The organism is Micromonospora sp. CPCC 206061 (genome assembly GCF_036906915.1).
Classification (GTDB): domain Bacteria; phylum Actinomycetota; class Actinomycetes; order Mycobacteriales; family Micromonosporaceae; genus Phytohabitans.
In genome coordinates this window covers 38854-52544 of sequence record NZ_JBAKHX010000058.1, presented here as the reverse complement: position 1 = coordinate 52544, position 13691 = coordinate 38854, and the positions used below count along the sequence as shown (strand labels likewise).

14 protein-coding genes are annotated in these 13691 nt (G+C 70.3%); 5 read left to right on the top strand and 9 right to left on the bottom strand.

Features of this window, described 5'->3' with window-relative positions:
• Nucleotides 1-59: 59 nt before the first annotated feature.
• Both V6V89_RS29495 and V6V89_RS29490 read right to left on the bottom strand, forming a co-directional pair.
• Complete coding sequence (locus V6V89_RS29495; RefSeq protein ID WP_334622749.1) at nt 60-1379, bottom strand: sensor histidine kinase; 1320 nt, start codon at nt 1377-1379, stop codon at nt 60-62.
• A 41-nt stretch (nt 1380-1420) separates the two neighbouring features.
• Nucleotides 1421-2077: a response regulator transcription factor gene (locus V6V89_RS29490; protein ID WP_334622747.1), complete on the bottom strand. Its 657-nt coding sequence runs from the start codon at nt 2075-2077 to the stop codon at nt 1421-1423.
• A gap of 97 nt (nt 2078-2174) precedes the next feature.
• On the opposite strand from V6V89_RS29490, the gene V6V89_RS29485 reads away from it, so the two are divergent.
• Genes V6V89_RS29485 through V6V89_RS29475 form a run of 3 tightly spaced genes read left to right on the top strand, consistent with a single transcriptional unit; the run spans nt 2175 to nt 5027 of the window.
• Nucleotides 2175-3281 carry a LolA family protein gene (locus V6V89_RS29485; protein WP_334622746.1) on the top strand — a complete coding sequence of 369 codons (1107 nt, stop codon included), beginning with the start codon at nt 2175-2177 and terminating at the stop codon, nt 3279-3281.
• Nucleotides 3278-4210, top strand: a complete 933-nt coding sequence (locus V6V89_RS29480) for an ABC transporter ATP-binding protein (protein ID WP_334622745.1) — start codon at nt 3278-3280, stop codon at nt 4208-4210. The genes V6V89_RS29485 and V6V89_RS29480 overlap by 4 nt, the downstream gene beginning before the upstream one ends.
• The gene (locus tag V6V89_RS29475) at nt 4197-5027 is read left to right on the top strand and encodes an ABC transporter permease (protein WP_334622744.1); all 831 of its coding nucleotides are present in this window, start codon (nt 4197-4199) and stop codon (nt 5025-5027) included. Before V6V89_RS29480 ends, V6V89_RS29475 begins: the two co-directional genes overlap by 14 nt.
• Here V6V89_RS29475 and V6V89_RS29470 read toward each other — a convergent pair whose 3' ends face one another.
• From V6V89_RS29470 to V6V89_RS29460, 3 genes are read right to left on the bottom strand one after another with little or no spacing between them, the layout of a single operon-like run.
• Nucleotides 5028-6125, bottom strand: coding sequence for a DNA polymerase III subunit beta (locus V6V89_RS29470; RefSeq protein ID WP_334622743.1), 1098 nt, complete (start codon nt 6123-6125; stop codon nt 5028-5030).
• Between the two features lie 9 nt (nt 6126-6134).
• Nucleotides 6135-6953: a methyltransferase domain-containing protein gene (locus V6V89_RS29465; protein WP_334622742.1), complete on the bottom strand. Its 819-nt coding sequence runs from the start codon at nt 6951-6953 to the stop codon at nt 6135-6137.
• Nucleotides 6950-7966: an ABC transporter substrate-binding protein gene (locus V6V89_RS29460; protein ID WP_334622741.1), complete on the bottom strand. Its 1017-nt coding sequence runs from the start codon at nt 7964-7966 to the stop codon at nt 6950-6952. The genes V6V89_RS29465 and V6V89_RS29460 overlap by 4 nt, the downstream gene beginning before the upstream one ends.
• 482 nt (nt 7967-8448) lie before the next feature.
• Here V6V89_RS29460 and V6V89_RS29455 point away from each other — a divergent pair, with 482 nt between their 5' ends.
• Nucleotides 8449-9318, top strand: coding sequence for a helix-turn-helix domain-containing protein (locus V6V89_RS29455; protein ID WP_334622740.1), 870 nt, complete (start codon nt 8449-8451; stop codon nt 9316-9318).
• Nucleotides 9315-9536, top strand: coding sequence for a DUF397 domain-containing protein (locus tag V6V89_RS29450; RefSeq protein ID WP_334622739.1), 222 nt, complete (start codon nt 9315-9317; stop codon nt 9534-9536). Before V6V89_RS29455 ends, V6V89_RS29450 begins: the two co-directional genes overlap by 4 nt.
• A gap of 50 nt (nt 9537-9586) precedes the next feature.
• On the opposite strand, the gene V6V89_RS29445 is transcribed toward V6V89_RS29450, so the two are convergent.
• From V6V89_RS29445 to V6V89_RS29430, 4 genes are all read right to left on the bottom strand, one after another.
• The gene (locus V6V89_RS29445) at nt 9587-9883 is read right to left on the bottom strand and encodes a phospholipase (RefSeq protein WP_334622738.1); all 297 of its coding nucleotides are present in this window, start codon (nt 9881-9883) and stop codon (nt 9587-9589) included.
• 32 nt (nt 9884-9915) lie between these two features.
• Complete coding sequence (locus V6V89_RS29440) at nt 9916-11280, bottom strand: DUF4331 domain-containing protein (protein ID WP_334622737.1); 1365 nt, start codon at nt 11278-11280, stop codon at nt 9916-9918.
• 12 nt (nt 11281-11292) lie between these two features.
• The gene (locus V6V89_RS29435; RefSeq protein WP_334622736.1) at nt 11293-11529 is read right to left on the bottom strand and encodes a hypothetical protein; all 237 of its coding nucleotides are present in this window, start codon (nt 11527-11529) and stop codon (nt 11293-11295) included.
• 205 nt (nt 11530-11734) lie between these two features.
• A complete protein-coding gene (locus V6V89_RS29430) occupies nt 11735-13522 on the bottom strand; it encodes a cellulase family glycosylhydrolase (RefSeq protein ID WP_334622735.1) in 1788 nt (595 codons plus the stop codon).
• Between the last annotated feature and the right edge of the window lie 169 nt (nt 13523-13691).

The following is a 13691-nucleotide window of genomic DNA, read 5'->3' as shown; positions in this document are numbered from 1 at the left end:
TATCGACCAAACCCGATCAAAACCGGTGGACCGGCACGCCGCCATTATTCAGCGGTCTCCTAGTCGGGCGTGGGGATTGCGGGGAGGCGGAGTTCGGCGCGGACACCGGGAGCCGCGCCTTCCAGGACCACTGTGCCGCCGTGGCGACGGGTCAGCTCGCGGACGATCGCCAGCCCCAGGCCCGAGCCGCCCGCGTCGCGGGCGCGGGCGTCGTCGAGGCGGGTGAAGCGGTCGAAGACGCGCTCACGGTCGGCGACCGGGATGCCGGGGCCGTCGTCGGTCACGGTGACGAGCTGGTACGGGCCGTCGGCGCTCACCCCGACGACTACACGGGTGCTGGTGTGGCGGACCGCGTTGTCGAGCAGGTTCGCCACCACGCGGGCAAGCGCGTCCGGCTCACCCATCGTCCACAACGGACACTCGGGTCGGGGCACCTCGACCGCCGGGTACCGCTCCGCCACCGTGGCCACGAGATCGCCCAGCTCGACCGGCACCGCCGCCCGCGCGGCCCGCGCCCCACCGTCGTCGGAGCGGGCGAGCAGCAGCAGGTCGTCGACCAGCCGGCTGAGCCGCTGGATGTCGGCGAGCAGGTCGTCGCCCACGTCTGCCCAGTCGGTGCGGTCGCCCAGCCGCTGCGCCACCTCCAGCTCGGTGCGCATGTTGGTCAGCGGGCTGCGCAGTTCGTGTGCCGCGTCCGCCACGAACGCCCGCTGCCGCACCCGGGCAGCCTCCAGCCGGTCGAGCATCCCATTCAGCGTCACCGCCAACCGGTGTATCTCGTCTTGGGAGTCCGGCACCGGCAACTGGCCTGGCCGGGCGCCGCCGGTGATCTCCTCGGCGCCCCTGCGCAGCGCCTCGACCGGCCGCAAAGTCAGGCCCACGACCCGCCACGCCACCGCCGCCAGGGCGACCAGCAGCAGCGGAAACGCCACCATCAGCGTGATACGCAGCAGCCGCACGCTGCGCGTCAGGTCGGCCATCGAGCGCGCCACCAGTACCGTCTGCGTGCCGCCCTCCCCCGCCGGCTCCCCGACGACGCGCACCGGCCCCTCGATGCCGAGCCTTTCTCCCGGGATGAGCAGCGCCTTGCCGGCGCGGGCCTTCGGCAGCTCGTCCCGATACAGGATGGCCACCAGCCGGTCGGCGCCGATCGAGGCGGCGAGCACCCGGCCGTCGACGTCCACCACCTGTACCCGCACGTCGCCAACGACGGGCAGGGGCTCGGGCACCTCCTTCTCGTTGACCAGCCTGGCCACGCCCTTGGCGCTCTCCCGTGCCTCGGTCTCCGCGGTGCGCTGTAGGGCGATGCCGAGCGCGCCGACCAGTACGACCCCGCCGACCACCAGCCCGGCCGCCAGCCCGGCGACGCCGATGAACATCAGCCGCGCGCGCAGGCTGACGCGGCGCCACCAGCGCAGCCTCATGCCGTGAGCCGGTACCCGGCGCCGCGCACCGTCTCCAGCACGTCGCGACCGATCTTGCGGCGCAGGTATCCGACGTAGACCTCGACCGCGTTCGGCGCGGTCTCGACGCTGGCGTCCCAGACGTGGTCGAGCAGCTCGGTCTTGGAGACCACCTCGCCGGGCCGGCGCATCAGGTACTCCAGCAGCGAATACTCCCGCGCGGTGAGCACGATCTCGTCGCCCTCCAGCGTGACCCGCCGCTCGGCGGGGTCGAGGCGCAGGTCGCCGACCGTGAGCACGGCCGGGCGCTGCGGGGCGCCGCGCCGCAGCAGCGCCCGGAGCCGGGCGAGCAGCACCACGTACGAGAAGGGCTTGGTCAGGTAGTCGTCGGCGCCGCAGTCGAGGCCGTCCGCCTGGTCGTACTCGCCGTCCTTCGCCGACAGCATGAGCACCGGCAGCCAGTGCTCCTCGGCGCGGAGCTGGCGCACCACCCGGTATCCGGACAGTCCGGGCAGCATGACGTCGAGGATCATCGCGTCGTACCCGCCGTGCCGGGCCATCTCCAGCCCGGTCGGACCGTCGCCAGCGACGTCGACCGCGAAGCCCTCGCCCTGGAGCCCGCGCTTCAGGGCGGTGGCGAGCCGCGCCTCGTCTTCCACGACCAGTAACCGCACGCCACCAAGCGTGCCATTCTTGCTGAGAGGCCCGACAGCGACTCTCAGCACGCTCACAGCGCCAGTTCCGCACGATGGGCGACAGGAGGTGCGAAACATGTCAGTAACGAAATCCCGGCCAGCCCTGCGTTGGTTGGTGCCGGCGGTCGCCACGGTGGTGGTGATCGGCGGAGGTGCCGCGGTCGGCACGTTCGCCGCGTCGGCCGATCCCAGCCTGCCGCCCCGGACCGCCGCACAGCTTCTGGTCGACCTACAGACCGCTCGCCTGGACGGCCTGTCCGGCACAGTGGTGCAGACGTCCGACCTCGGGCTGCCGTCGCTGCCCGACCTGGGCGGCGGCAACGGCAGCGCCGACCTGATGTCGCTGATCACCGGCGACAACACGCTCCGCGTCTGGTACTCCGGGCCGGACAAGGCGCGCGTGGCGCTGATGGGCACGCTCGGCGAGACCGACATCATCCGCAACGGGTCCGACGTGTGGCTCTGGGAGAGCAAGGCCAACAAGGCGACACACAGCAAGCTGTCCGGAACGGAGGCTGGACAGAAGCACACCCTGCCGAACGGGGTGCCGTCGACGCCGCAGGAGGCCGCCGACAAGGCGCTCGCCGCGATCGACCCGAGCACCGAGGTGACCACCTCCGGCACCGCCAAGGTGGCTGGTCGTGACGCGTACGAGCTGGTGCTCCGGCCGCGCGACACGACCTCACTGGTCGGCCAGGTGCGCATCGCGATCGACGCCACCGAGCACGTGCCGCTGCGCTTCGAGGTCCTGGCCAAGGACTCCGACAAGGCGGCCTTCCAGGTTGCGTTCACGCAGGTCGACTTCGAGCGGCCGGACGACCAGCAGTTCGAGTTCAACCCGCCGCCCGGTGTGAAGGTCGAGGAGTCGACCGAGCTGGCGCCCCAGCAGAAGGCCCAGCAGAAAGACAAGGCACACGATGCCGTCACGACCGTCGGCGAGGGTTGGACCACGGTTGCCGTAGCGAAATACGACGGCGCCGCCCCGTCGGGCTCGTCCACGTCGGAGCAGGGCGCCGCGGGCCTGCTCAAGGCGCTGCCTGAGGTCAACGGCGCGTGGGGTAGCGGGCACCTGCTGACCGGCACAGTGTTCAGCGTCCTCCTCACCGACGACGGCCGGATCCTCGCCGGTCTGGTGAGCCCGGAGCGGCTGTACGAGGTGGCGGCGACCAAGGCAGGCAAGTGACCGCGTTCGCGGTCGAGAGCAGCGGTCTCACGAAGCGGTTCGGACGCCAGGTCGCGGTTGACGCCGTCGACCTGGCGGTCCCCCGCGGCACGGTCTACGGGTTCCTGGGGCCGAACGGCTCGGGAAAGACCACGACGATCCGCATGCTGCTCGGCCTGATCAGACCGACCGACGGCGGCCACGCCCTACTGGGCGAGCGGATGCCGGCGGGCGCCGCACGCGTACTGCCGAAGGTGGGCGCCCTCGTCGAGGGGCCCGGCTTCCACCCGTACCTCTCCGGCTTGGACAACCTGCGGCGGCTCGACGCGGCTGACCGTACCGGCGATAGAAGGACCGCGCAGGCCCGGATCCGGACGGCGCTCGACCGGGTGGGGTTGGGCGCCGCGGCGCGCAAGCGCTACCGGGCGTATTCGCTGGGGATGCGGCAGCGGCTGGCCCTCGCGGCGGCGATCCTGGCGCCGCGCGACCTGCTGATCCTCGACGAACCGACGAACGGGCTCGACCCGCAGGGCACCCGCGAGGTGCGGGCGCTCATCGCGGCGCTGGCCGCCGAGGGCAGCACGGTGCTGCTGTCCACCCATCTTCTGTCCGAAGTGGAGCAGATCTGCGGCCACGTCGGCGTCATGCACCAGGGCCGCCTCGTCGCCCAGAGCACGCTCGCCGACCTGCGGTCGGAGGCGGCGCCTCGGGTGCGCGTGACGACCGACCGGCCGCACGACGCCGCTCGGGTGCTGCGCGAGCTGGGCCTGACCGATGTGGTGACGGGCGGCGCCGAGGCCGCCGGGGTACTCGGGCCGATCGCGCCGGAGAAGGTGGTGGCGGCGCTGGTGCACGACGGCGTGCCGGTACGCGGGTTCGGCGTGGTGGCGCCGGATCTGGAGGAGCTGTTCGTCGGGCTGACCGGGGAGGGGTTCGATGTCAGCGGTTGACGCTCCGGCGTTCTTCCTCTCCGAGCTGCGGCTGGCTGGCCGCCGGCGGCGCAACCAGGCGGGGCTGGCGGTGCTCGCCGCGGTGCCGATCATCATCGCGGTGGCCATGAAGGTGGCGGCGCCGACCGGAGACGGCACGTCGGAGGGGCCGCACTTCCTCGGCTCCATCACGAGCAACGGTTACTTCGTGGCGTTGGCGGCGCTGGCCGTGGAGATCCAGCTCCTGCTGCCCATCGCGGTGGCCACGGTCGCGGGTGACTCGGTGGCCGGCGAGGCCAACCAGGGCACCCTGCGGTATCTGCTCACCGTGCCCGTCGACCGGACGCGCCTGCTGGCCGTCAAGTTCGCGGCGATCGTGGTGGGCGCGTTCGTCGCCACGCTGACCGTCGCGACCGCCGGGCTCCTGGCCGGGTGGGCGCTCTTCGGCGCCGGCCCGGTGACGCTGCTGTCCGGCTCGCAGGCGAGCGTGGGCGGGTCGCTGCTGCGGCTGCTCGCGATGTGCGCGTATATCACCGTGTGCCTGTCGGCGCTGGGGGCGATCGGGCTGTTCGTCTCGACGCTGACCGAGCAGCCCATGGGCGCCACGATCGCGATCACCATCATCGCGGTGACGAGCTGGGTGCTCGGTGCGGTGCCGCAGCTCGACTGGCTGCACCCGTATCTGCTGACGAACTCGTGGAACGCGTTCGGTGAGCTGCTGCGCTCTCCCATCGCATGGGAGCCGCTGCGCGATGGGCTGTTGTCGGCAGCGGCCTACATGCTGATCTTCTTGAGCGCCGCGTGGGCCCGCTTCACGACTGCCGACGTGACGTCGTAGTCACGAGCGCATCGGGACCACCAGATAGGTCAAAGCGGACTCGGGAGCCGTGAACGCGGTGGCGCGCATGGCCTCCTGGACGCTCACCGTCACCGGGCCACCCGCGAACGGGCGAAGGGCGTCGAGGACGAATCGCGCCTGGTAGTGCGCGCTCAGGTGGTCGCCGCGCACGCTCGCCTTGACCGCCTCTTCGGACTCGCCGCTGTGCGGGTCGCGCCCGCTCACCTGGAGCACCCCGTCGCTGGCCCGCAGCGTGACCCGGCCGTGCGGGCCGGCGTACGGCAAGGCGCGCTGCACAGCCGCCGCCAGCTCGTCGGCGGCCAGCTCGACCACGCACTCGGGACGCACGTCGAGCAGCGCGTCGAGCTGGCGGTCGGGAAACGGGCCGGCCAACGACGCCGCGACGACGGTGCACCCCTGCCAGGCCAGCCCGAAGCGGTCGCCGCTCGCGTACACCCGGACCTCCTCGGCACGGCTCGCCTGCCGGCACACCTCGGCGAACAGCACCCCCGGCACCAGCCCAGCGGGCCCCGCCTCACCGGCCGATGGCTGCCACGGGATGGACGCCGCGGCCATTCGATACCGGTCAGTGGCCACGAACGCGAGCCGGTCGCCGTCGGACCGCACCCGCACGCCGGTGAAGATGGGCAGCGCGCCGTCGCGGGACGCCGCACCCGCCACCGCGGCGCCCACGCCGAGCGCCGCGCCCGCCACCGTGCCGGTAAGCGGCGGCTCCTGGGCCGGCGCCGGGTGCGTGGCGGCGTCGAGGCACGGCAGTGCGAACCGGCCGCCGCCGGTGCGGATGGCAAGCCGCGAGCCCTCGACGGCCAGCCGGACGTCGGGCGCGTCGAGCGCCGCCACGGTGTCGGCGAACGCCCGGCGCGCCACGACGACAGAGCCGTCGGTGTGGACGGTGGCCGAGGCGTGCAGCCGCACCGACAGCTCCGCGTCGCTGGCGGCCAGCGTCAGGCCGCCGGCGTCGGCGCGCAGCAGGACGGTGGCCGGGCTCGCGTGCAGGGAGCGCGCGGGCAGCAGGCGGACGAGGCGCGCGGCTGCTTCGGCGAGTGGCGCGGTGACAGCGGTCAGCTCCAGTGACATGCCGGCACGCTAGCCCGACCCACCGACAAGACCCGTCTTGTGGCCCATGGTCGAGAAGAGCGGGTGGCCGCGCAGCACCAGGCCGGAGGTCGGGTCGGTGACGAGCTGGCGGATCCGCTCCAGCTCGGCGGCGGTCAGGCCCAGGCTCAGGAACCGCTCACGGAACTGCGTCAGGCTGATTGTGGCCAGTAGGGCGCCCGGGCTGCCGGCCGGCCACACGGGCGTGAAGATTTGGGTGTCCACATCGGTCAGTCCAGCGGCACGCATCGTGGCGTGGATGCGCGAAGCCCAGTACGGGTCGGTGCCGCTGCGCGCGAGCACGTCTTCGGCCAGCAGGCGGCGGAACCGCGCGATCAGCCGGGCGTCGCGGGCACACGGTGCGACCAGCACGGGATCGTCCAGCCACAGGTACCAGTCCTCCACCACGAGCGTGCCGCCCGGTGGCAGCGCGGCGGCGAGGCGGCGCAGCACGCGCTCGGGGTAGAGCAGGTGCATCAGGAGCAGGCGGGCGCGGATGAGCCGGAACGGCCCGGTGGGTACCGGTTCTGTGGTGATGTCGTGGGTCAGCACCTTGATCCGCGAGTGGTTGGGGATGTGCCGCGGCTTGATGTCGGTGGCGACCACCTCACCGGCGCGACCCACGCGGTCGGCGAGCCACACGGGCACCGCGCTGCCGCCCGCGCCGACATCCAGGCAGCGGGCGCCATCCATGCGGTCCAGCCCGGCGATCCGGTCGATGCTGAACGAGTCCAGCACCGCCGCGAGGCACGCGTGCTGGCGTAGGGCGTCGACCGCGTCGTTGTCGAACGCGTACGCCGTCGTCCTCATCGGACACCGTCCGCTGCCTGCGCCGCCTCGAACGACACGACGTCGTCGGGCACCAGCGCGCGCTTCACGAGGCCGGTGCTGTACAGGATCGCGATGGCACGGGCGACCCTGCTGGGATCGAACGTGCCGGTCCGACCGTCGAGCCGCACGTACGGCCGCATCAGCCGCAGTTCGTCCGCCGCGATGGCGGGGTCCTGTGCCGGCACGTGCTTGTGGAGGATCTCGCCGGCCTCTTCGGGGTGGTCGACGGCGTAGGCCAGGCCGGCCAGCAGGGCGGTGGAGAAGCGACGCACGAGCTCCGGGTCGCCGTCCAGCATCTTCGTCGACGTGATGAGCGCATTGCCGTACAGGTCAGTCAGGACGTCGGAGTACGGCAGGACCACCACGCTCCTGCCGCCCGCCACCTTCTCCACCGAGCCGCGCGCCACCACGAACAGCCCAACGCCGTCGACCTTTCCGGCGGCGAGCAGCTTCGGCAGGTTCGCCGCGGGCGTCGGCACCCACGTGACGCGCTTCGCGTCCACATCGGCCAGTTTCGCGTACGCCGGGAACAGCAACCACGGCGCGCCGCCGGCGACCCCGCCGATGGTGCGCCCGGACAGGTCGCGCGGCGCCGCGATGCCGGTGCTGGACACGGTGGTGATGGAGTTGAGGGTGCGCTGCTGGATGGCGGCCACGGCGCGCACGGCGTGGCGGAGGTCGCCGCCACCGAGCATCACCATCACGGCGGAGAGGTCGCAGGCGGCGAACTGCGCCTTGCCGGCGGCGAGCAGTGCCAGGTTCTCGGTCGTACCGGCACCGGGCAGGATCTCGACGTCGATGCCGGCCTCGGCGAAGTATCCCTTCTCCTTGGCGACCCACACGTACGATTCCCGGCCGAATGCGCCGACCGCTGTGAGGTACGAGACTTTGTCGACACCGCCTGCGGGCGCCGCGTTTTCGCCGCTTACGCAGGCGCTTTGCGAGAACGCAAGGAGGGGGGCCAGAAAGGCGGCGAGTATTGGTCTGCGCACGGATTCCTCCGAGGTGTGTAAGGCGGGCGTACTCGCGTTTGTGGCGCGTCTGCGGGAGGCACACGCGAGTACGCCCGCCAGCCTGGCACCCGGCGGCGCAGAGGCATAGGTCGTCACACCGCCGGGGAATCGGGGTTTGCTTTTATGCAACGGACCGAGCGGCTCCTGACCTGCGGGAACCGCGCCAACTCCGGCGCACACCGACGATGTTTTCAACGCTTTCTCGTTGGTTTCAGGCACCCCTGGCCAAGATTTTTTAGCAGGGTTGGACCAAGGGGATTTCCATTCCACCTCTATTACCGCGACACGCCGGTAAAGCCGGTAAACGCGTCATTGGGGTCGCCCATGCCAGCGCAGCCGTGGTAAACACTTCTCCGTCGGCGATCGTGGGCCAGTCCCCGTTCGCGTGGCGGAAGCTTTCCCCCCGAATCCTTCTCGCCATTTCCTACCGCGACCAGACCTTATCGCGAGAGAGGTGCGTCTTGCCCACCAAACGAGAGCAGTTCGTTCAGACCATCCGGGCACAGTGGCTCGGTCAACGGATGCGGGAGCTGCGCGACGACCGCGGCCTGACGCTGAAGTACGTCGCGGCGTACCTGGGCGTCGAGTTCTCCACCCTGGCCCGCTACGAGCGTGCGGAGTGGCCCTTCCGGCGCGATCACGTGATGGCGCTCCTCGACGTCTACGGCGTGTACGACGAGCGGGATCGCACCCAGTTGGTGCAGCTCGCCCAGGACGCCTGGCGCATCAACAAATGGGAGGAGGACTTCGAAGGAGCCGTCTACGACGCGACCTTTGTGGACTATCCGTGGCTGGAGTCCCGGGCGCGGGAGATCTGCGCCTACAGCACGATGATCGTGCCGGGCCTGCTGCAGACCGCTGGATACGCCGAGACGATGATCCGGCACTACGAAGGCTCAGCGGCGGCCGAGCACCGCGTGCAAAAGTGGCTGCACCTGCGGCTCGACCGGCAAAAGGTGTTGAACGACAAGGACACCCGGTTGACCGCGATCCTGGAAGAGTCGGTGCTGCACCGGCCGGTGGGTGGTCGCGGCGTGCTGCGCGGTCAGCTCGAGCACCTCAAGGAGATCAGCCGCCGGCCGCAGATCGACATCCGGGTCATCCCGACGAACGCGGGCGCGCACGACGGCACCTACGGTTCGTTCTTCCTCTTCCAGATGCCACCGCCCTACCCGGCGGTCTCCTGTGTGGAGCATCTCGCGGGGCGGCTTTTCGTCGAAGCCACTAGCGCCGAACGGTACGAGAAGGCGTATGCTTCGCTGCGGGAGGCCGCACTCAGCGACAGCGAGTCGGTGGCGCTCATCGCAACACTCGCAGAGGAGTTGTCATGAGCGAGTCGATGCCGGGCGTTGCCTGGCACATCAGCAGCAAGAGCGACGGCAGCGGCGGCATGTGCGTCGAGGCCGGGCCGCTCTCCGACGGCAGCGGCCGGGTGGCCGTCCGCCACAGCCAGCGGCCCGACGACGCGGTGATCGTCTACACCCGTGGTGAGTGGGAGGCGTTCGTCGGCGGCGTCAAGGAGGGTGAGTTCGACTTCACCACTGCCTGAGTGGAGCGTCCTGGTGGGTCAGCGTGCCAGCAGCTGACCCACCAGGACGGTCAGGGTTGCGGCCACCACTCAATTTCGGTGACCGTGGCACCCGCTACTACCACGGTGCCGGCGGGATCGGTTTCGTTACGCCAGATGACGTAGGCACCGGCCGCCAGCGATGGATACACCGCGGTGTAGCGAACACCACCCGCCACGTGCCGGGCTCGGACGGCGACATGGGTGCGTATCTCAGGGAGCTCGCCCTTGCGGCTGATCTCGATCTCCCGGCCGTGCCACTCCGGACCGGTCGTGATGATCAGTGCGCCCATGTCGCCGCCGATATCGAGCATCACGCTGCCGGCCATGGAGTCGGCCAGTGTATGAGCGTGTACGCCGTTCATGACGGGTTGTTGAAGCCGTCGTAGGGCAACCCGAGGTACGGGAAGCGGTTGAGGAACTTGGCCGTCACGTCGGCGGCGCTCAGCCCCTGCGAGAGGTCGGCGACCGCCTCGTCCGGCTCGAAGTCCTTGTCCACCAGGGCGAACGTGGCGCCGGCCACCGCGCGGAGCGCGATCGACACCACGTCGTCCTTGACCCGGCGCCCGTTGGGGAAGCCGGCAAGGTCACCGCCGAGGAGGCCGAACCTGTTCTCCTTCTTGGACGGCTTGATGTCGGTGTTCAGCCGGAGCATGTCGGCTTGGAGGTCACCGGTGTCGTTGCGGAAGCCCTCGATGAGCCCTTCCGGGATACCGGTCAACAGCACCGCCACCAGGTCGGCCCGGGGCGTCTTGGCCTCGTTGAGCTTGGCCAGGTTGTCGAAGACGCCCGGGTACAGGGCGGGTAGGAGGCGTGCCAGCTCGGGCTGCTCGACGAACTGCTTGAAGTTCTTGTCTTCGGTGGGCGGCAGGCTGTTCCACAGGTCCTTCTTGGACATCGGCACGATCACCTCGTTGAAGAGGGGGTTGCCGAGGCGCGACACCTGGACGTTGGGTCCAACGTAGACGTCGTCGCTGGAGTGCCCGTGCAGCACCCGCACCTGGCGGCGGCTGGCGGTCGTCCACACGCCGATGACCGGTGAGCTCTTGCCGCGCAGGTCGGTGACGGGCACCTGGATGGCGATGCTGTGCACGTTGGTCCGGTCGGTCGCGTTGACCGCCTCGCCCGCCTCCTGGAAGGCCTTCTGCCCGAGCACGTGCAGGTTCTGGAACGGCCGCAGCGTGCCGAGGTCGAAGATGGAGCCCAGGTCGACGAAGAAGCCTTCGGCCCGCTGGCCTACGAACACCTTCTCGCCCGACTTCAGCTTGAACGTGGCGTCGTCGGCAAGCTTCTTGTAGTTGGGGATCGACAGCTTGCCGACGTTGCAGGGCGGGCATGGCACGTTGCGCGCCAGCACCTTGGCCTTGCCGTTACCGTCCACCTTGGTCACGCTGTAGAACTGGCGGCGGTTCCACGCCTCGCTGTCCAGCTCCTCGATGGGGCCAGTGTTGTACAGGAACGTGTTGTTGTCGTTCAGCTTCGTCTCGAAGCGGAACTGGTAGGTGACGTCCGCGTGGCCGTCGCCGTTGTTGTCAACGTGGATCTCGTATAGGACGTCGTCGCCGAACTCGAAGAAGTTCGGGCCGGACGACGGCGTCTGCAACGGCACATAGTTCGCGATGATGGTGACGGTGTCCGGGTGGTCCGGGCTGACGAACGCGTAGAGGTCGGTGCTGTCCGCCACGGGATCCTTCGAGATCTCGGGCGCCTCACGATGTGAAGACATGTCGATTTACCCCTACTTCTTCGCCGCTTTGGCGAGCCGGTTCGCGAGGTCCTTGTCGCGTACTTCGATCAGCCGGTCACCAGCGAACACGTCCAACCGCCCGTTCTTCAGATCACGGACGTGGACCACGATCGCGTCGTCTGCCGAGTTCTGTGCGTTGTCGAACGCCTCGCTCAGGTTCGAGACGCTGACGACAGCGCCACCGACACCAACGGTGGCCGCGCCCAGCAGCACAGTTCGACGGGACACCCTCGGTACGGCTCTTGCCCTGCGGGCACTACTCACGGTCGTCCTTTCCAGAACGAGGGCATGGCGGATCGCCATGTGACTTACGGATTCCCCGGCCAGCCACCCGTCCAGCCGCCGGCACCCTGACATACGGACGAGGCGCGTTCAGAGTTCGGGCGTGCGGAGAAATAAGGAAGTCGTAAGGATGCTGCCCGTTACCGCTTGATCACCCGCGCACTATCTTGAGCGCGATGTCCCTGGTAAACGTCGGTACGCCGAGCGCGCCGGAGCGCGCCGGAGCGGTCGCCACCGCCGACCCGTCGGCCGTCGCGAGCCACGTCGCTGTCCACATTCCGGACAGGCCCGGCACCGTGAGCCGCGCACCGGCCACTGTGGGCGGCCGGTAGGTGTATCTCTCCAGCTTGGTGCCTTTGTTGAGCGCCGCGCGCAGCGCCTTCTCGTACGCGCGCTTGGCGTCCTCGCGCGTGTATTCGGCGGCACGGACCCACACGAGCACCCGGCCGGGCGCACGCAGCCCCATCGCCACCGCGCCGCCGGTCATCGGCGGCCGGAAAGGCGTGTAGCGCGCCAGCCTCTCCCCCGCCAGGAACGCCGATATCCCGCGCACCTGCCGCCACAGGTCCTGCGGATCCAGGTACTCGTCCCACCACCAGTACATGGCCGGGCTGGCGAACCCCGCGAACGGTGCCGCCCACAGCCCGTTGTGCCAGTGGATGCCCTCGGGGTCCACTGTGGCGTCGTCGGGCTGTCCGGACGCGCCGTACTCGGCGAGCACCACCGGCTTGCCGGCCGCGCGCGCTCGTTCCGTGGCGGCCAGGTCCGGCAACTTGGCCACCGGGTCGTCGGTGTCGTAGACGTGGGCGGTGGCGAAGTCCAGCTCGGGCAGTCGCCAGGTGTCCGTCGCGATGCCGCTGCCGTAGCTGTTGGTCGCCAGGTGCCGGTATGGGTCGTTGGCCCGCAGCACGGCCGTCATCCGCTGGATCCAGGGCGCGAGCGCGGCGTCGTCGATCGGCGTCCAGTTCACCTCGTTCCACCACTCCCACGCCCACAGTGCCGGCTCGGCCGCCCACCGCGCCGCGACGTATCGCAGCCGGCGCGCGAACATCGCCTGCGCGGTCTCGTCGGTCACGAAGTGCCGCGGGGAGTCGAGCGGGCCGCCCTTCGCTTCGTTGTAGGGGTTATTTATCCACTCGGCGTCGGTGGTGTGGCTGAACTGGCCGTGGTTCAGCAGCGTGAGCATGATGGCGACGCCGCGCTCGTCGGCGTACTCGAAGACCCGGTCGAGCTCCCACGCGCGCCGCAGCCTGTTGGTGTAGTTCCCGAGCGGCGTGTCTGACCACTCCAGACTGAACGACCACGGCGCCATCCACACCCGAGCCGCGTTACCACCGGCCGCCGCGAGCCGCTCGAACCACCGCCGATAGTCACCGAGCACATCGGACCCTCGGGACCAGCCCATGTTGGCGCCCACCGGAAGGTACGGCGTGCCGTCGTCGTACCCGAATCCAGTGCGCTCGCGATCGAGCCGCAGGAAGCCGCGCGCCCGCGGCGGCGCGGCGCCGGCAGAAACCGTGAGGTCCGCGCTGCGCAGGCTCCGCGCGGGGATTTCGGCCCGCGCCGTCCATTCCCCTGGTACCGCCAGCGTGGCACGCGCCCGGAACGTTGGTGGGCCGGCGGTCCGGGCGCCGTCGGCCGTGAAACCCTGATGCCAGAACGCCGGCACGGTGAGGGTCTCACCGCCCGGCCCGGCGAGCGTGAGGCGCAGGTCGACCTCGGCCGGGTCGAAGGGGTTGGCCCACACCCCATCGGTATCCACAGTGAACTCGATGGGGCGGCGGGCGGTGAGCGGGCGGTCGTCCGCGCGGCGGAGGGTGAGCCGGGTGGCCGGGCGCGGCGACGGCGGGGACGGCGGAGGTGCCGGCCGCTCGTCGGAATCACAGGAGCCGAGGACCGTGGCGCCCGCCGCGGCCAGCAGAGCACGTCGGGACGGCACCGCACACCTCTCTGAACCGGTCCAGTGTGTCGAGCCTACCCAAGAGGCGCGACCGCCGGCGTGACCCTGCAACGGCGGCGGTCGGGAACGTCGATGAGAGCGCTTCGGCAAGAATAGAGCGAAATCACTGGTTACGGAAGGTGCGCCTGCGCCACGGATACCTTCGTCG